The organism is Bacteroides sp. OF03-11BH, from assembly GCF_003604005.1.
GTDB classification, from domain to species: Bacteria; Bacteroidota; Bacteroidia; order Bacteroidales; family Bacteroidaceae; genus Bacteroides; species Bacteroides ovatus.
Genome location: NZ_QTMW01000039.1, coordinates 37990 through 55569, shown reverse-complemented (window position 1 = coordinate 55569; position 17580 = coordinate 37990). Strand labels below are relative to the sequence as shown.

General features: G+C 43.4%; 17 protein-coding genes. 11 read left to right on the top strand and 6 right to left on the bottom strand.

Annotation, left to right across the window (positions count from 1 at the left end; genetic code table 11):
* Window positions 1-139: 139 nt before the first annotated feature.
* From DXA54_RS21405 to DXA54_RS21365, 9 genes are all read left to right on the top strand, one after another.
* Entirely contained in the window at window positions 140-760 is a 621-nt protein-coding gene (locus DXA54_RS21405) for a DNA-binding protein (protein WP_008648634.1), read from the top strand.
* 145 nt (window positions 761-905) lie between these two features.
* Window positions 906-1220 (top strand): hypothetical protein, encoded by a 315-nt coding sequence (locus DXA54_RS28810; RefSeq protein ID WP_120080634.1) that lies wholly within the window; start codon window positions 906-908, stop codon window positions 1218-1220.
* 87 nt (window positions 1221-1307) lie between these two features.
* Complete coding sequence (locus DXA54_RS21395) at window positions 1308-3467, top strand: TonB-dependent receptor (RefSeq protein ID WP_120080632.1); 2160 nt, start codon at window positions 1308-1310, stop codon at window positions 3465-3467.
* Window positions 3464-3955, top strand: a complete 492-nt coding sequence (locus tag DXA54_RS21390; protein ID WP_004309723.1) for a DUF4625 domain-containing protein — start codon at window positions 3464-3466, stop codon at window positions 3953-3955. The genes DXA54_RS21395 and DXA54_RS21390 overlap by 4 nt, the downstream gene beginning before the upstream one ends.
* Before the next feature lie 162 nt (window positions 3956-4117).
* On the top strand, window positions 4118-4717 hold the full coding sequence (nrfH, locus tag DXA54_RS21385; protein ID WP_120080630.1) for a cytochrome c nitrite reductase small subunit: 600 nt from the start codon (window positions 4118-4120) through the stop codon (window positions 4715-4717).
* A 39-nt stretch (window positions 4718-4756) separates the two neighbouring features.
* Window positions 4757-6238 (top strand): ammonia-forming cytochrome c nitrite reductase, encoded by a 1482-nt coding sequence (gene nrfA / locus DXA54_RS21380; protein WP_004304071.1) that lies wholly within the window; start codon window positions 4757-4759, stop codon window positions 6236-6238.
* Window positions 6239-6250: 12 nt separating this feature from the next.
* Window positions 6251-7486, top strand: coding sequence for a cytochrome c biogenesis protein ResB (locus DXA54_RS21375; protein ID WP_004304069.1), 1236 nt, complete (start codon window positions 6251-6253; stop codon window positions 7484-7486).
* The gene (locus tag DXA54_RS21370) at window positions 7483-8274 is read left to right on the top strand and encodes a cytochrome c biogenesis protein (protein ID WP_004297090.1); all 792 of its coding nucleotides are present in this window, start codon (window positions 7483-7485) and stop codon (window positions 8272-8274) included. Before DXA54_RS21375 ends, DXA54_RS21370 begins: the two co-directional genes overlap by 4 nt.
* A gap of 29 nt (window positions 8275-8303) precedes the next feature.
* The gene (locus tag DXA54_RS21365) at window positions 8304-9584 is read left to right on the top strand and encodes an alginate export family protein (RefSeq protein ID WP_008648626.1); all 1281 of its coding nucleotides are present in this window, start codon (window positions 8304-8306) and stop codon (window positions 9582-9584) included.
* Between the two features lie 66 nt (window positions 9585-9650).
* Here DXA54_RS21365 and DXA54_RS21360 read toward each other — a convergent pair whose 3' ends face one another.
* The 6 genes from DXA54_RS21360 to DXA54_RS21335 form a co-directional block, all read right to left on the bottom strand.
* Window positions 9651-10412, bottom strand: coding sequence for an NADPH-dependent oxidoreductase (locus DXA54_RS21360; protein WP_004297088.1), 762 nt, complete (start codon window positions 10410-10412; stop codon window positions 9651-9653).
* 40 nt (window positions 10413-10452) lie between these two features.
* Complete coding sequence (locus DXA54_RS21355; protein ID WP_004309718.1) at window positions 10453-11292, bottom strand: aldo/keto reductase; 840 nt, start codon at window positions 11290-11292, stop codon at window positions 10453-10455.
* Window positions 11289-12482 (bottom strand): MFS transporter, encoded by a 1194-nt coding sequence (locus DXA54_RS21350; protein WP_120080628.1) that lies wholly within the window; start codon window positions 12480-12482, stop codon window positions 11289-11291. Before DXA54_RS21350 ends, DXA54_RS21355 begins: the two co-directional genes overlap by 4 nt.
* A gap of 9 nt (window positions 12483-12491) precedes the next feature.
* Window positions 12492-13565 (bottom strand): alpha/beta hydrolase, encoded by a 1074-nt coding sequence (locus DXA54_RS21345; protein WP_120080638.1) that lies wholly within the window; start codon window positions 13563-13565, stop codon window positions 12492-12494.
* Window positions 13566-13941: 376 nt separating this feature from the next.
* Window positions 13942-14778 carry an AraC family transcriptional regulator gene (locus DXA54_RS21340; protein WP_004304056.1) on the bottom strand — a complete coding sequence of 279 codons (837 nt, stop codon included), beginning with the start codon at window positions 14776-14778 and terminating at the stop codon, window positions 13942-13944.
* Between the two features lie 136 nt (window positions 14779-14914).
* Window positions 14915-15604, bottom strand: a complete 690-nt coding sequence (locus tag DXA54_RS21335) for a Crp/Fnr family transcriptional regulator (protein ID WP_004304055.1) — start codon at window positions 15602-15604, stop codon at window positions 14915-14917.
* A 194-nt stretch (window positions 15605-15798) separates the two neighbouring features.
* Between DXA54_RS21335 and DXA54_RS21330 the strand changes: the two genes are divergently transcribed.
* Together DXA54_RS21330 and DXA54_RS21325 are read left to right on the top strand one after the other, a co-directional pair.
* Window positions 15799-16338: a flavodoxin family protein gene (locus tag DXA54_RS21330; RefSeq protein ID WP_004326660.1), complete on the top strand. Its 540-nt coding sequence runs from the start codon at window positions 15799-15801 to the stop codon at window positions 16336-16338.
* A 406-nt stretch (window positions 16339-16744) separates the two neighbouring features.
* Window positions 16745-17566, top strand: a complete 822-nt coding sequence (locus tag DXA54_RS21325) for an MBL fold metallo-hydrolase (protein WP_120080626.1) — start codon at window positions 16745-16747, stop codon at window positions 17564-17566.
* Window positions 17567-17580: the final 14 nt, after the last annotated feature.

Below are 17580 nucleotides of genomic sequence, written 5' to 3'. Positions count from 1 at the left end.
TTTGTCACAACTTTTACAGGAAAATAATTTTTAATGCGTCTGCCCTGATGTATAGTTAGGACTAACTTCTCGTATTGAAGAGATTAAATGTTAGTCAAAAGGAGTATAAATACATGAACCTAATAAAACGAAGATACTTATGAGTGCAAAGTATGATTTATATGAGACACCGGACGTTCAGAATACAGGAGAACAACAACCGCTTCATGCCCGCATTGTCCCAAGCGGAACCTACTCGAAAAAAGAGTTTCTGGAACGTGTGTCCCACTCTTCCCAAACATTTAATTATAATGTGATAGATGCAGTGGTAGGAATTGTGATCGATGAACTTGCCGAAGCTTTATCAGAAGGATATGTTGTAGAACTTGGCGAACTCGGGCATTTTAGCATCTCTTTGAAATGTACGCATAAAGTAATGACTAAACGTGAGATTCGTGCCGAATCAATCTGTTTTGATAACGTGCATTTGCGCACTTCCAAAGAGTTCAAAAGGAAGATTAAGCGTGAAATAGAGTTGGAACGTGTGGACAAATCCAAACACTCTTCTCAAAAAGTGGAATTTTCTATGGAGCAACGCCAACAGCTTTTACAGGAATTTCTAAGGAAAAATGGTGGTATTACCCGATTGGAATATAGTAGCCTGACCGGACTTTCCCGGCTGAAAGCAATAGATGATTTGAATACTTTCATTGAGAAAGGGATTCTTCGTAAACGTGGAGCTGGAAGAACCGTGTTTTATGTCTGGCAACAGGAAGAATGATAATCAACTAAAAAATCCTCGTGCTGTTACTGACAGCTTTGTGTTTTTTGTCATTCACGGTAACACATATTAAGATGTATAACTTGCTGATTATTTTTCATACTGTTATATTTGTCCCGCTATTCTATTAATCAATAGAGGGAGAATGTATCAAAAGAAAAATATAAGGGTATATATAGCATGGATGTTATTCATGACATTCATTCCCTTCTTTGTAGTGAAGAGCTTTCACTATCATGGAAGTGAGGATGAAAAGTCGTGTTCCCATGCAAAGCATTCTCACCAATCATCTGATGATTGTGCGATCTGCCAATACTCTCTTTCTTTCTTTACTGAACCTCAACCGATAGAATTTCATTGCACACTGACGCTCGTGCCCTACGAGCCGATTATTTACCAGGATAAGGTTGTTTGCAAACGAACTTATTCGCATCATTTACGCGGGCCTCCGGTCGCATGATTACATACTCATATTTTCAATGGAGATAGATTGGCTTTCAATCTATCCTTACATTCATTTTACACATTAAATAAAAGATTGTAATTGATGCGTATCGGAATTATTTCGGGCGTAATAGGGCTATTTGTAACCTTATCCGTCCATGCACAGAAATCCGATTCAATCAAGAGCATGCTTTTGCCTGATGTTGTGGTAACCGAAACGTACCAGCAACGTCAAGCGAAAAAGTCTGCCCTTACGGTTGATGTAGCCGATCAGGATTTTTTGCGCAAACATTTTACAGGAAACTTCATGCAGGCGATGGAGAATATTCCCGGAGTACAGGCAATGGATATTGGTTCGGGCTTCTCCAAACCGATGATTCGCGGAATGGGATTCAACCGGATTGCTGTATTGGAAAACGGAATCAAACAGGAAGGACAACAATGGGGAGCCGATCACGGACTAGAACTGGATGCTTTCAATATCGGAGCAGTCAATGTATTGAAAGGACCCTCCTCACTGCTCTATGGCAGTGATGCAATGGGAGGAGTGATTGATGTTGTTCCGTCGGCTGTTCCTGCTGATAATCGTGTATTCGGAGATGTCACACTGCTGGGTAAATCAGTCAATGGAACCATCGGAGGATCACTGATGCTGGGAATCAGGAAGAATGCCTGGTACTCCCATATTCGTTATTCGGAACAACATTTCGGTGACTATCGTATTCCGACGGATTCTATTGTCTACCTGACACAAAGAATTCCCATATATGGGCGTAAACTCAAGAATACAGCAGGCATTGAACGCAATATCGGACTTTTTACCCAATATCAACGAAGAGCCTATAAAGCGAATTATGCTGTGAGTAATGTATATCAAAAGACGGGATTCTTTCCGGGGGCACATGGCATACCCGATGCGTCACGTGTGGAAGATGATGGAGACAACCGTAATATTGAATTGCCATTCAGTAAAGTGAATCACCTGAAAGTGACCACCCACCAGCAATATGCATGGGAGAAACTGATCTTGTCAGGCGATTTAGGTTTCCAGAACAATCACCGTGAAGAGTGGAGTGCTTTCCATACTCACTATGGTTCGCAACCCGCACCGGAGAAAGACCCCGACAAGGAACTTGCTTTTAATCTGAACACTTTCAGTGCTTCGGTGAAAGCTCGTTTTATTGGTTCTTCTTCGTGGGAACATACATTGGGGTGGGATGGACAACATCAACGGAACGACATTTCCGGCTATTCGTTTTTACTGCCTGAATATCGCCGTTCCACTACCGGAATGCTTTGGCTTACGACATACAGACCCAACAATGTGTTTTCAGTCAGCGGAGGAGTGCGATATGACTACGGATATATGAATATCTCTTCGCATGAAGATACTTACCTTGCCGATTATCTTCGGAAACAGGGCTATGATCCGGAACAGATAGACTTCTACAAGTGGAACAGTCACTCTGTGAATAAGCACTACGGTGATTATTCTCTTTCTCTGGGATTGGTATGGACTCCCTCCGACAAACATCTGGTAAAGGTGAATATCGGGCGTAGTTTCCGCCTGCCCGGTGCGAATGAGTTGGCTGCCAACGGTGTACATCACGGCACTTTCCGCCATGAACAGGGAGATGCAAACCTAAAGTCCGAACAAGGCTGGCAACTGGACGCTTCTTATCATCTGAAGTACCGGGGAATTTCTTTCTCCGTCTCTCCATTTGTCAGTTGGTTCAGCAATTACATCTTTCTGCGTCCTACTGGAGAGTGGTCTGTATTGCCTCATGCCGGACAAATCTATCGCTATACCGGAGCAGAAGCGCTATTTGCAGGAACTGAAGCTACCGTAGATGTTGATTTTCTGCGCAACTTCAATTATCGGATTTCCGCTGAATACGTTTACACCTATAATTGTGATGAACATATTCCATTGAGTTTCTCGCCACCTCCTGTTATGCGCAATACATTAACCTGGCAAAAGAATTGGTATATGTTGTATGCAGAATGGCAGAGCATTGCCCGGCAAAATAGAGTGGACCGTAACGAAGACCGTACAGCCGGAGCAAATCTCTTTCATCTGGGTGGTTCATTGAATATTCCGATAGGTGGAAACAATGAGATTGAAATAACCCTGACCGCCCGGAATATATTCGATACCCGATATTACAATCATCTTAGTTTTTACAGGAAAGTTGAAATCCCCGAACCGGGACGTAACTTCCAGATATTAATCAAAGTTCCATTTAAAAAATTACTGAAATGAAAAATAAATTTTATCTCCCAATGATTAGCCTTTTGGCAACAGTTACTTTCATGTTTTCCTCTTGTGATAATGATGACTCCAGCGATACGACCAAACCTCTGATTGAACTTCACGAACCGGAAGAAGGTCAGGCTTTGGAGATAGGAAACGAACATGGGGTTCATTTTGAAATGGATTTGTCGGATGATGTCATGCTGAAATCCTATAAGATTGAAATTCATAGTAATTTCGACCACCATTCACACGGAGGTAATAGCAGGGCTGCACAGGAAACAGTAGATTTTAGTTTCAACAGATCCTACGATGTGTCTGGACAGAAAACCGCCCATATTCATCATCACGATATTGTAATACCGGCCAATGCTACTGCAGGAGATTATCATTTGATGGTTTATTGCACGGATGCCGCAGGTAACGAATCTTATATTGCACGCAATATCAAATTAAGTAATGAGGTGGAAGACGAAGACCATCACCATGATGAATAAGACAATACATAGAGAAAGAATGAGGTGAGGTCAAAAAGGGACGTTTGACACATTCCCATTCTGTTTTTTTACGTAATGAGTATTTTTTCTTTCGAAAGGTGTAATAGATATTACACCTTTTTTGTTTCCAATCCTTTACTTTTGTGAAAAATACTTTTTCGTATGATGAAGTTTCCAATAATAAATCGACTCTTTCCTTCTTATAAATGGAAGGTAGCGGCTGTCATCATTGGCGGTGTTATTGTGGGTGGAGGAGCACTGTTTATGTATATGCTCCGGGCGCATACCTATCTTGGAGATGCCCCGGCTGCATGCGTGAATTGTCACATTATGACTCCTTACTATGCAACCTGGTTCCATAGTTCACATGCCCGGAATGCCACTTGCAATGATTGTCATGTGCCGCATGAAAATGCTGTGAAGAAATGGACCTTTAAAGGTATGGACGGTATGAAACACGTGGCTGCATTTCTTACCAAAAGCGAGCCGCAGGTCATTCAGGCTCATAAAGCCAGTTCCGAAGTGATTATGAATAATTGCATCCGCTGTCATACACAACTCAATACGGAATTTGTGAAGACGGGGAAGATTGATTATATGATGTCACAGGTAGGAGAGGGGAAGGCTTGCTGGGATTGCCATCGTGATGTTCCTCATGGTGGAAAGAATTCCCTGTCCGGTACTCCGGGAGCGATTGTTCCTCTTCCGGAATCGCCTGTTCCCGAATGGCTCCGGAAGATGGTGAATCAGAAAGATAAATAAGAAATGAAATACGTAATAAAATAATAAAACCGATATACAATGGAAAAGAAATTAAAATCATGGCAAGGATGGCTGTTGTTCGGAGGTTCAATGGTCGTTGTATTTGTTTTGGGATTATGCGTTTCTGCGTTGATGGAACGGAGGGCGGAAGTTGCCAGCATTTTCAATAACCGTAAAAACGTTATCAAAGGGATTGAAGCACGAAATGAACTGTTTAAGGATGACTTTCCCCGTGAATACCAGACTTGGACGGAGACTGCAAAGACTGACTTTGAGAGTGAATTTAATGGAAATATTGCTGTAGATGCTTTGGAAAAACGTCCTGAAATGGTGATTCTATGGGCGGGATATGCTTTCTCAAAAGATTATTCCACTCCACGGGGACACATGCATGCCATTGAGGATATTACGGCATCTTTGCGTACCGGTTCGCCCATGAGCCCGACCGAAGGTCCTCAACCGTCTACCTGCTGGACTTGTAAGAGTCCGGATGTTCCCCGTATGATGGAGGCATTGGGTGTCGATTCTTTCTATAACAATAAATGGGGGGCTATGGGCGCCGAAATTGTGAATCCTATCGGATGCTCCGATTGTCATGATCCCGAAACAATGAATCTTCATATCAGTCGTCCCGCTTTGATAGAGGCTTTCCAACGTCAGGGTAAAGACATCACTAAAGCTACTCCGCAGGAGATGCGTTCATTGGTATGTGCACAATGTCATGTGGAATACTATTTCAAAGGGGATGGTAAGTATCTGACTTTCCCCTGGGACAAAGGTTTTACGGTAGAAGATATGGAGGCTTATTATGATGAGGCCGGTTTTTATGATTATATTCATAAATTGAGCCGTACTCCGATTCTGAAAGCACAGCATCCTGACTATGAGATTTGTCAGATGGGTATCCACGGACAGAGAGGTGTCTCTTGTGCCGATTGCCACATGCCGTATAAGAGTGAAGGTGGTGTGAAATTCAGCGATCACCATATCCAAAGCCCGTTGGCTATGATTGACCGCACCTGTCAGGTTTGTCACCGCGAAAGTGAAGAGACTTTACGTAATAATGTGTACGAACGCCAACGTAAAGCGAATGAAATCCGTAACCGTCTGGAACAGGAATTGGCAAAAGCACATATCGAAGCTAAATTTGCCTGGGACAAGGGTGCTACAGAAACACAGATGAAAGATGTGCTCGCACTGATTCGTCAGGCACAATGGCGTTGGGACTTCGGAGTAGCTTCACACGGAGGTTCATTCCATGCACCGCAGGAAATTCAGAGAATTCTTTCTCATGGATTGGATCGTGCCATGCAAGCCCGTCTGGCTGTATCTAAAGTATTGGCAAAGAATGGATATACGGGAGATGTTCCGATGCCGGACATTTCAACAAAGGCAAAAGCACAGGAATATATCGGCTTGGATATGGATGCTGAAAGAGCGGCTAAGGAGAAATTCCTGAAAACAACTGTTCCGGCATGGTTGGAGAAAGCGAAAGAAAACGGCCGTCTGGCACAGAAATAAGAGAATTTATATATGTGGAGCAAACCATGGAGTTATAAAGAAGGGCTGGTGATTGGCGCAGGATTACTGGTGATAGGGCTATTGCTGCAAATGACAGTGGGAGCCATACATTGGGACCTGTTTGCCTGTCCGGTCAATGTGATTGTGTTAGTGGTTTATATCATTGCTTTGGTAGCCATGCACCTTCTTCGCAAACGTGTCTATTTATTCGGATGGTTGAGTCATTATTCCGCTGCTGTCTCGTCTCTATTGTGGGTGGTCGGCATGACGGTAGTGATGGGACTGATCCGGCAGGCTCCTTCCGGTCATGCTCCGGCTGATCTGCTGGGATTTTCGCAGATGATTTCTTCCTGGCCTTTTGTCCTGCTCTACTTTTGGATGGTCACCGCCTTGGGGCTGACAATCCTTCGCACCGGTTTCTCTTTGAAGATCAGCAGGATTTCTTTCCTACTGAATCATATCGGATTGTTTATTGCACTGATAACAGCCACTTTGGGAAATGCCGATATGCAAAGGTTGAAAATGACAACCCGGATGGGAAGTGCCGAATGGCGGGCTACGGATGATAAAGGTCAACTGATTGAACTTCCGCTGGCTATCGAACTGAAGGATTTCACTATCGACGAATATCCTCCGAAACTGATGTTGATTGATAATGAAACCGGCCGTACGCTTCCCGAAAAATCTCCTGTACATGTATTGTTGGAAGAGGGAGTGACAAATGGCAGCTTGCAGGACTGGCAGCTAACTATTGAGCAATCTATTCCGATGGCTGCTTCTGTGGCTACCGAAGATACTTTGAAGTTTACTGAATTTCATTCGATGGGAGCGACTTATGCTGTCTATCTGAAAGCAGTCAATCAGAAGAATCAAACAACCAAAGAGGGATGGGTAAGTTGCGGTAGTTTTCTTTTTCCCTATAAGGCAATCCGGCTGGATTCTTTAACCAGTATTGTAATGCCGGAACGGGAACCGCAGCGATTTGTATCGGAAGTGAAGATTTACACACAAGAAGGAACGATCACGGGAGGAACCATTGAAGTGAACCGCCCGATGGAGATAGAAGGTTGGAAAATTTATCAACTTAGTTACGATGAAACAAAGGGACGATGGAGCGATATCAGTGTCTTCGAGTTGGTTCGCGATCCGTGGTTGCCGGTTGTTTACACAGGAATAATAATGATGATGGCAGGAGCCATCTGTCTGTTTGTCAGCGCACAAAAGAGGAAAGAGGAGGACAAAGCATGAGTTGGGAATACTTTATACTATTTGCAATAGCCGCACTGGTTTGTTGGGCTTTGGGAGCTTTTGCTGCCTGGAAAGGTACAAAAACGGGATGGGCTTATGGATTTACTTTCTTAGGTCTGGCTATTTTCTTCAGTTTCATTATCGGAATGTGGATTTCATTAGAACGTCCTCCGATGCGGACAATGGGAGAGACACGGCTGTGGTATTCTTTCTTCCTTCCGTTGGCGGGATTGATAACCTATGCACGCTGGAAGTATAAATGGATTTTAAGTTTCAGTTGTATCCTTTCATTGGTCTTTATTTGTATCAATATCTTCAAACCGGAGATTCATAATAAGACGTTGATGCCTGCTTTGCAAAGCCCGTGGTTTGCCCCTCATGTCATTGTGTATATGTTTGCTTATGCTATGTTGGGAGCGGCGACGGTGATGGCCGTCTATCTGCTTTGGTTCAAAAAGAAGGAGATTGAACGGAAAGAAATGGATTTGTGTGACAACCTCACCTATGTAGGTCTGGCATTTATGACATTAGGTATGCTTACCGGAGCTATCTGGGCAAAAGAAGCCTGGGGACATTACTGGGCTTGGGACCCGAAAGAGACTTGGGCGGCAGCTACCTGGTTCGCTTATCTGGTGTATATCCATTTCAGATTGGGCAAGCCATTGAAGGCACGTCCTGCGTTGATTATTCTGTTAGTATCATTTGTCCTGTTGCAAATGTGCTGGTATGGAATCAATTACCTTCCGGCCGCGCAAGGAGTCAGTGTGCATACTTATAATTTAAATTGAAATATCGAATCACTTAAACTTCAATATCAATGAAAACACTTTATTGGTCATTCTTGCTTATGCTATTGCCAAGCATGGCATATACACAAAACACGGAGAAAGAGAATGAATTTACGATGTCTATGCAAATCAGACCTCGTGCGGAGTATCGGAATGGTGCACTGACTCCACGGGATGAAGGGGTAGCTCCTACATCTTTCATCAATAACCGTGCACGCCTCTCGATGGATTATAAACGTTCGGATCTGGAACTAAAGATGTCGGCACAGCATGTCGGTGTTTGGGGACAAGACCCGCAGATTGAGAAGAATGGGCGTTTTATGTTGAATGAGGCTTGGGCGAAACTGAACTTTGGTGAAGGGTTCTTTGCTCAACTGGGACGTCAGTCATTGATTTATGATGATGAACGTATTTTGGGAGGACTGGATTGGAATGTAGCGGGCCGTTACCACGATGCATTGAAGCTGGGATATGCCAACAAAAATAATGAAGTCCATCTGATTCTTGCTTTTAACCAGAATAATGACAATAGAACAAGTGGAGGTACTTACTATGATTCTTCTACCGGACAGCCTTATAAGAATATGCAAACCGTCTGGTATCATTATAAAGCGGATAATGTTCCGTTCGGAGCTTCTTTGTTGTTTATGAATCTGGGATTGGAAACGGGTGATAAAGCCACGGATGATTCTCATACCCGCTATTTACAAACAATGGGTACTTACCTCACTTATAAGAATAGTAACTGGAATCTGGATGGTGCTTTCTACTATCAGATGGGTAAGAATAAAGCTGCGGAGAAAGTTTCAGCTTTGATGGGTAGCATACAAGCCGCCTATACGTTTAATCAGACATGGGGAGCCGTGGCTAGTTTTGATTATTTAAGCGGTGATAAAGGAAATGGCGGTAAGTATAAGGCTTTTGATCCTCTTTATGGGACCCATCATAAATTCTATGGAGCAATGGATTATTTTTATGCTTCTACATTTGCAAACGGTTATGCACCGGGATTGATGGATGCTCGTATCGGAGGTCGTTTCCGTCTATCTGGCAAGGTAGATATGGAACTTAATTACCATTATTTTAGTACAGCTGTAAAGGTTCAGGACTTGAAGAAATATTTAGGTTCGGAAGTCGATTATCAGATAAACTGGTCGATCATGAAAGATGTGAAACTCTCTGCCGGATATTCTTTTATGCGTGGTACGAAGACGATGGACGCTGTGAAAACCGGCAATCATAAAAGCTGGCAGGATTGGGGATGGGTATCGTTGAATATCAATCCGAAAGTATTTTTCACTAAATGGTAGAGAAATAAACAGAATGATGAGAATCCCGGTTGACTTATGTTGACCGGGATTTTAGGACTTTGATCTCTATACCGAATATCTGCTTTTAGCCGAGGTAAATCCCTGTTGACTTAAGGCATCCGCAACTCCTTTGTAATGAAACGGATGTCGGTAGAAATCAGCTGCCAGGTCTGTCCAGTTGCCTACACGATTATTCCATGGACGTTCTTTAAGATAATGGGCGTAGATAACGTCATATTCAGCGAGTTTATCTTTTAAATCAGTCTTATATGTCTCTTCGAAAAAGACAGCCTGTTGTGGAAAACGAGGCTTTAATCCCGGTTCTTCTGCGGGGTAGCCGATACATAATCCCAACATAGGAAAGACATATTCCGGAAGTTGCAATTCATGGACAATTTCCAGCGCATTTTTACGTACATCTCCAATAGGGACTGTTCCCAATCCCAATGATTCGGCAGCCACGACAGCCGCTTCGAGAGCGATACCGACTTCATGAGCTCCCACGAGCAATGTGTCAATGTCCTGCATTACTTCATCGAGCGTTTGCTCTTTCTTATGGCAGGCAAGAGCCACCCTATGGTAATCAGTACAGAACACGAGGAATACGGGAGCTTCGGCAATGTGTACCTGATTTCCGCATAATTCGGCTAAACGTCTTCTATGGTCGGTATTCTTTACTGCAATTATGGAAACGAGTTGCAGGTTTACCCAGTTCGGTGCGGCTTGTACGGCACGGATGATGGAGTTTAAATCTTCATCACTTACCGTTCTGTCGGTGTATGAACGGATGGAACGATGTGCCAGCATACTATCTATGACTTTATTCATTTTTCTTATTATAGTTCATAATTTATAGCATTTCATGTTATTACCAACCTGCCAATGGTATTTTCCGTGCCGGTGCGGGAAACGCGGTATCCAAATCATGCAAATCTTCCTCTGTCAGATGAATGGAAAGGCTTCGGAAATTATCTTCCACATGGGTTACATTACCGGCTTTGGGTATGGCAATGATACCGGGCTGACGCATCGTCCACGACAATGCGATTTGTGCAGGCGATACATCGTGTCGCCGGGCGATTTCCACCAATGTATGGTGGTGCAGAAGTCGTCCTTCTCCGATGGGCGAATAAGCCATAAGCGGCATTCTACGGGCAGCGCACCACGGCATGAGGTCGAACTCTATGCCCCGGTCGCCGAGGTTATAGAGTACCTGATCGGTGGCGCAGCCGCTTCCACCGGACAGTGAAACAATACGTTCCATGTCGGCTGTGTCCATATTACTGACACCCCATAAACGGATTTTTCCCTCTTGTTGCAATTCGGTCATCGCCCGAACGGTTTCTTCATAAGGATGGCGTCCTTTCCAGTGCAACAGGTAGAGGTCGATATACTCCGTTCCGAGCTTCAGCAAACTTCGTTCACAGGCGAGTTTCGTTCCACGATAGCTTGCATTACTCGGTAAAACTTTGCTCACGAGAAGCACTTTCTCTCTACAGTCGCGGACAGCTTCGCCTACCAGTTCCTCGTTGTCGTACATCTCGGCAGTATCGACAAGGTTCATTCCCAGCTCGATGCCATGTTGTAATGCCCGTATTTCTTCATGCCGCCGTGCGGCGGATTGTCCCATTTTCCATGTGCCTTGTCCCAACGGACAAACAGTTTGTCCATTCGGGAAAGTGATTATTGGTCGTTCTGTTTTCTTCATATTGTCACTGCCATTATGTGTTTATTGCGGCTCATTAAGCTATTCCTGATAATAATGCTTGCCACTCCGACAAGCAGGAATGCCACAGCTCCCAACGGAGATGATTGTGTTCCCCATACAGTTATGAACATGCCACATATTGCCGCTCCCAACGCTGTTCCGAGATTTGCGGCGGTCAGGAACAATCCGTTGGCAAAATCGGGTGCTTCGGTTGCCGACGTAGATACCATGAATTGATTCCCGTTATTTGCAATACCTGCGAATATTCCCAATATCAGAATGACAATTGACGTTGGTATGGTCAGTTTCCCTAGTCCGTAAAGTACGAGATAAAGTATCGCCATGATGGCAGGTACGTATTTCAACGTGGCGAAAGGACGTTGTGCCAACAATTTTCCGGCTGCGATATTTCCGACGATATTTGCCATGCCGTAAACAAACAGCAGAAGGCTGATTACCTTGAAGGAGACATCTGTAACCGTTATCAGGTAATCGGACAAGTAGCTGTAAAATCCGAACATGGCTGCATTCATCAGTAATGCCGCAAGGAAGGAGTTCCACAATACGGGTTTTTTCAAAACGCTGAGTTGTGTGCCATACGATAACCGTTCCTTAACGGGCATGGACGGTATGAGGAAAATAGTGGCGAGCAGTACAAATGCATTGACAACGGTAAAAAATACCATTGCTGCAGAGAATGAAAATTCACTGGCGATGTAGCTCGTCACGGGCACTCCGAGCACCATTCCTGCCGATACTCCGGCAAAGATTTTGGAAACGGCTTTCGGAGCATCCTCCCGACTAACGGAAGAGGCTGCGGTTGAGAAAGCGATGGATACATAGAGCGGATGAAAGAATGCCGGAATCGCACGGGTTATCAACAGTACGGTAAAGTTCGTCGTGAAGACCGAAACGAGGTTGGAAATCACGGACACGGACAAGGCGAGCACCATGACCGTTTTACGGTTTACCCGTGAAAAAAGTAACGGTACGACGGGAGCAGAGAAGGCAATGATCAGCGCAAAGAGGCTGACCGTCCAACCCGCATCCGGCACCGTAACACCGAAGGTTTCGGCAATGATAGGGATGATGCCCACTACTCCCATTTCAGTATTCAATATTCCGAATACTCCGAGTGTGAGGATGAACATCAACAAGTGGTTATGCTTATTTTTAGTTGATATACTCATGTTTTTATTTTATTTGAGGTTTGACTTGAAAAATGCTTCCAGTTTGTCAAACGGAATCTTCCGGTCGTAAAGGTCGGTGTGGTTGGCTCTGGGAACGATTAGTAACTCCTTGTTGTTGCCCTTGAGGCGTTTGAAGGCATCCTCGCTGAAATAACGCGAATGGGCATTTTCGCCGTGAATGAGCAATACAGCATTGTCAATCTCGTGGATATAGGTTAACAATGGCATATTGATGAACGAAAGAGCCATCGTGGGGTTCCATGCACCATTAGAATTGATGGCACGGGCGTGAAAAGCACGTTCAGTCTTGTAATAATCGAAGTAGTCTTTGACGAATTGCGGCTCGTCGCCCTTGATGCTAGTGGGCAGACCGGGCGTACCGGGAGTGGCCGTGCCGTTCTGTGCATCACGGGTCCGGATAGCATTCATCGCCTCGCGTTTGTTGCGGCGTACTTCGGCACTGTCCTCGGCATCGAAATAGCCGTTGGCATTCACGCGGCTCATATCGTACATTGTAGAAGCTACTGTTGCTTTGATGCGCGTGTCCATTGCCGCGGCATTCAGTCCCATACCACCGAATCCGCAGATGCCGATGATACCGATGCGTTTGGCATCTACATTGGGGTGTGCAATCAGGAAATCCACTGCCGCGCTAAAATCTTCGGTGTTGATGTCGGGCGATGCCACATTACGGGGTTCGCCACCGCTCTCGCCCGTATAAGAGGGGTCGAACGCAAGGGTGAGGAATCCGCATTCGGCCATTGTCTGCGCATAAAGTCCCGATGACTGTTCCTTCACAGCCCCGAAAGGGCCGCTAACGGCAATGGCAGGGACTTTACTTTCGATATTCTTGGGTTCGTACAAGTCGGCGGCAAGTGTGATGCCATAGCGGTTTTTGAAGGTTACTTTACGATGATTAACCTTGTTGCTCTGTGGGAACTTTTTGTCCCATTCCTGTGTAAGATTCAATGTGTCCATATGATTACTTGTTTTTTGATTTGTGATACCGTTCGTGCAGCCGGTAAGCAACCCCATACTTAACAAGGCTGCGATAGCTGCGGATTTAAAATTCGCTGTTCTCATCATTCTATTATTTAAATGGTTATTGTTCTATTTCATATTGCAAAGGTACGGCTATAAAATAAGCGGCACATTATTGTCGGGCTCAAAAGGAGTTACTCAAAAGCTCAACTATCTATTTTCTTAAAAGCTCCATGCAAATGGCTGGAAAAGTAGTTCTGAATTTATGATAATCAAGTTTGGCGGTGGACAATATGGCATCAGCATACACATTGCTATGAAGATTGTATGCTCTATATTTTCCGGTAAATTATCAGGGCTGCCCTTACCGTAAGGTTACTGTAAGGAACAAGCTGTAAGTTGATATTTAAGCCTCACTGCGATGTCGCAGTGAGGCTTAAATAATTTAATTAAAAAACTCAATATATTTTGCTCCGATTTACACGAATGTGGCGGTCGGCGGCATACCGTACTGTTTTTTGAAGGCGGTTGAGAAGTGAGACGGGTTCTTGAAACCGACTTCGGCATAAACATCCACGACCTTTTTGCCGCCCTCTTTCATCAGGGCGTAAGCTACTTCGAGTCGTTTACGGATAAGCCATTTTTCGGGAGTGAGGTCGCTGATTTTCTTGAAATCCCGTTTGAATGTGGCAAGGCTGCGTCCCGTGTAGTGTGCCATCTCTTCCATCGTGAGCTCGTACATGTAGTTCTCGTTCATAAATTCCAGAATATCTATTTTCCACGGTTCATTGAAGTCGAAAAGCGTCGGCGCGAACTTTTTGTCGATATGTAATAATGCGAGCAGACCTTCCTGCAATTTCAGTTGCATCAGGTCATCCGCAGGTTTCACCTTCGGATCGAAGTAGGGCGTCATCGAAGCGAACAGACTGGCGAGTTCGGCCGTTTTCGGAAGTTTTATCACTCCGGAATTGAGTTTCGCGGTATTGGTCGGTACTTTACGTTGTTCCAACTTACCGTACATTTCACGTAAGAAACGACGTGTGAACATCAGGAAGATACCGCAGTAGCGTTCACCATCTTTCGTCTTCTTGTACATCGTAATGTGATGGTCGCGCGGTATGAAGACGCATTCGCCTTTTCCGACATGAATTTGCTCATTGCCATTGTCGAGAATCATCTCGCCCGAATAGACGTAATTGATGGCATATTCGCGGGAGCGATGTACGCAGCCGCTGAGGTCATCATAGAAGAAGCTGTAGAATACATCGTTGTAATTGAAGATAAGCTTCATTTGCCCTAATTGTTCATCTGTCATATTTTTTTGCTTTTCTTTCTGATTGCAAATATAGCAAAAACAGTTTTATTTCTCTTCGGCTCATTTATATATTTAACTTGTTTTCGATATAAGAGCCAAATTATTCCTTAGTTTCAACCCTGCCCCTGTTTCTTTATTATATGAATTTCTCTAAAGCGGCCTTATTCAAAATTTCCACCCGTTTCCCTTCCATAGTGATAAGCCCTTCCTTGATAATCTTATTAATTTCTTTCGATAAGGCGGGACGTGATACATTCAGGTATTCGGCAAGTTGGGATTGCGTATGTGTAATCTCCACTATCAGGGAATCTTTCTTCTTGTGCTCGAACAGATAAACGATAAATCTTTCCCGGACAGTCTTGCGGGAGAGTGGTTTCAGACGTGATACGGTACAGATATTGCAATTGCCTGCAATGCAGAGAAAATTGTGCAATACTTGCGGGTCCTGGCTGATAACTTTAAAGGTAGAATCCTTTGTTGCCATAAGTATCACACTGTCCTCAAGGGCAGTGAAAGTAGCCGGCAATGTGTTGTCCGAGCTAAAAAGATGTGGAGTGGCAAAAGTGCGTGGCGCAATGATATATTCAATCATCACTTCATTTCCCAGTCCGTCGATAATATCCGTGCGCAATTTCCCTTCCAACAACACATACAGTTTGTTGCAAGGCGTTCCCTGCGTAACAACTATCTCTTTCTTGTTTGCTATATAGACTACGAAATCTAGTTTCTCCAATAGGGATTCTTTAATGTTTAAGGGCAAATTCCGGAAAAGGGGGATTTGAAACAGCTTTTCTTTATGTGTGTCGGTCAGTTGTATTTTTTTCATTGTATCATGTTGTTCGTATTGTGGACAAAGATATAAATTAAATATTGGTAGAAAAAATCTTTTGTTATGTTTGAATCTGTAATCTGGGTATATTTCTCTGTAATTTATATACATTCGCTATGTTATAAATTGTCTATTTTTGCAGAGTGAAAAGACTGATTAATTCTGAAAGATGAAAGTAATAAAAGAAAGTTATGGCTAAAAAAGTTTTGATAATTTCGTCCAGTCCACGTAAAGGTGGTAATTCGGATTTGCTTTGTGATGAATTTATGAAAGGTGCTATTGAGGCGGGCAATGAAGTAGAGAAGATTTTTCTGAAAGACAAAACGGTTCATCCTTGTACGGGATGCAGTGTTTGCAGTATGTACGGTAAACCTTGTCCGCAGAAGGATGATGCAGTGGAAATCGTGGAGAAGATGATTGCTGCCGATGTGATTGTAATGGCAACCCCGGTCTATTTTTACACCATGTGCGGGCAGATGAAGATAATGATTGACCGCTGTTGCGCACGTTATACGGAAATAACCAATAAGGAATTTTATTTCATTATTGCGGCAGCAGAAAACGATAAAGCAATGATGGAGCGTACTATCGACGGCTTCCGTGGCTTCCTCGATTGCTTGGAAGGACCACTGGAAAAAGGGACGGTCTATGGAATCGGTGCATGGAAAGTAGGAGAGATTAAAGATACTCCCTACATGCAGGAAGCATATAATATGGGAAAGATGGTGTAACTGTTTGTTTTCCATATTAAAGATATTCATAAAGAATATGATAAATGGATTTGTTCGAATATTTGAGATATAGTTTTGAACTTAACTTTTAAAACCTGACGGGAAATCTGGAAAAGACGGTTATGTTTTCCAGATTTTCCGCCGTCTTTTTTTATAAGAAGAGGGGAAAAGGTGAGGGTAGTGAGGGAGGATTTCTAACATTCGTGTTTTTTTTTAGAGAAAATATAGATAGGAAAAAATAAAATATAAAAATAAAAGGTTGCAATTCCTCCCTCACTACCCTCACCTTTTTCCCCTTTTTACGATTACTTAATTGACTGGATTGCTTGTTCTGCCACAGAATTATTATAATTTTGTGGCAGAACTTTTTATTTTGTATAATTCGTTTGATAACTAACTAAGTGTCATGGGCTATAAAATAACGACTCTTGTGGAGAATTGTGTCTATGGACGTAAATTGCAGGCAGAGCATGGTCTTTCTCTTTATATTGAGACATCGGGACATCGGTTACTTTTCGATACGGGAGCATCCGACTTGTTTATCCGTAACGCCCGCTTGTTGCATATTGACTTGCAAAAAGTCGATTATTTGATATTATCTCATGGTCATAGCGATCATACGGGCGGACTACGTTATTTTTTGGAATTGAATACGCAGGCAACCGTTGTCTGTAAGCGTGAGGTTTTTTCTCCTAAATTCAAGGATGAACGTGAGAACGGGATGATGCATACACAAAACCTCGATCGTTCCCGTTTCCGCTTTATTACAAAGCAGACCGAGCTGCTTTCCGGAGTTTTCCTTTTTCCCTCTATTGATATTATAAATCAGGCAGATACCCATTTTGAACGTTTTTGGGTTCAGCAAGAAGATGGATGCAAAATACCGGATACTTTTCAGGATGAATTGGCGGTGGTATTGGTGGAACCGGAAGGATTTTCCGTATTAAGTGCCTGTTCTCATCGGGGAATAACTAATATTTTGCGTACGGTTCAGGCTGCCTTTCCCGAATCTCCTTGTAAGTTACTTCTAGGAGGTTTTCATATCCATAATGCGGAAAAACAAAAATATCAGGTCATTGCAGATTATTTACAGGAATATCTTCCCCGACAGATTGGCGTTTGTCATTGTACGGGAGTGGATAAATATGCCTTCTTTTACAAAGACTTTGGTGACAGCACATTTTATAATTACACGGGAAAACTAATTCAAACCGATTTATCGGAATAAATTTATAATAATTT

Bases quoted from the DNA above. Each gene is read 5' to 3' on its own strand.
- DXA54_RS21405 (WP_008648634.1), top strand. From the start codon at position 140: ATGAGTGCAAAGTATGATTTATATGAGACACCGGACGTTCAGAATACA.
- DXA54_RS28810 (WP_120080634.1), top strand. From the start codon at position 906: ATGTATCAAAAGAAAAATATAAGGGTATATATAGCATGGATGTTATTC.
- DXA54_RS21395 (WP_120080632.1), top strand. From the start codon at position 1,308: ATGCGTATCGGAATTATTTCGGGCGTAATAGGGCTATTTGTAACCTTA.
- DXA54_RS21390 (WP_004309723.1), top strand. From the start codon at position 3,464: ATGAAAAATAAATTTTATCTCCCAATGATTAGCCTTTTGGCAACAGTT.
- nrfH (WP_120080630.1), top strand. From the start codon at position 4,118: ATGATGAAGTTTCCAATAATAAATCGACTCTTTCCTTCTTATAAATGG.
- nrfA (WP_004304071.1), top strand. From the start codon at position 4,757: ATGGAAAAGAAATTAAAATCATGGCAAGGATGGCTGTTGTTCGGAGGT.
- DXA54_RS21375 (WP_004304069.1), top strand. From the start codon at position 6,251: ATGTGGAGCAAACCATGGAGTTATAAAGAAGGGCTGGTGATTGGCGCA.
- DXA54_RS21370 (WP_004297090.1), top strand. From the start codon at position 7,483: ATGAGTTGGGAATACTTTATACTATTTGCAATAGCCGCACTGGTTTGT.
- DXA54_RS21365 (WP_008648626.1), top strand. From the start codon at position 8,304: ATGAAAACACTTTATTGGTCATTCTTGCTTATGCTATTGCCAAGCATG.
- DXA54_RS21360 (WP_004297088.1), bottom strand. From the start codon at position 10,412: ATGAATAAAGTCATAGATAGTATGCTGGCACATCGTTCCATCCGTTCA.
- DXA54_RS21355 (WP_004309718.1), bottom strand. From the start codon at position 11,292: ATGAAGAAAACAGAACGACCAATAATCACTTTCCCGAATGGACAAACT.
- DXA54_RS21350 (WP_120080628.1), bottom strand. From the start codon at position 12,482: ATGAGTATATCAACTAAAAATAAGCATAACCACTTGTTGATGTTCATC.
- DXA54_RS21345 (WP_120080638.1), bottom strand. From the start codon at position 13,565: ATGAGAACAGCGAATTTTAAATCCGCAGCTATCGCAGCCTTGTTAAGT.
- DXA54_RS21340 (WP_004304056.1), bottom strand. From the start codon at position 14,778: ATGACAGATGAACAATTAGGGCAAATGAAGCTTATCTTCAATTACAAC.
- DXA54_RS21335 (WP_004304055.1), bottom strand. From the start codon at position 15,604: ATGAAAAAAATACAACTGACCGACACACATAAAGAAAAGCTGTTTCAA.
- DXA54_RS21330 (WP_004326660.1), top strand. From the start codon at position 15,799: ATGGCTAAAAAAGTTTTGATAATTTCGTCCAGTCCACGTAAAGGTGGT.
- DXA54_RS21325 (WP_120080626.1), top strand. From the start codon at position 16,745: ATGGGCTATAAAATAACGACTCTTGTGGAGAATTGTGTCTATGGACGT.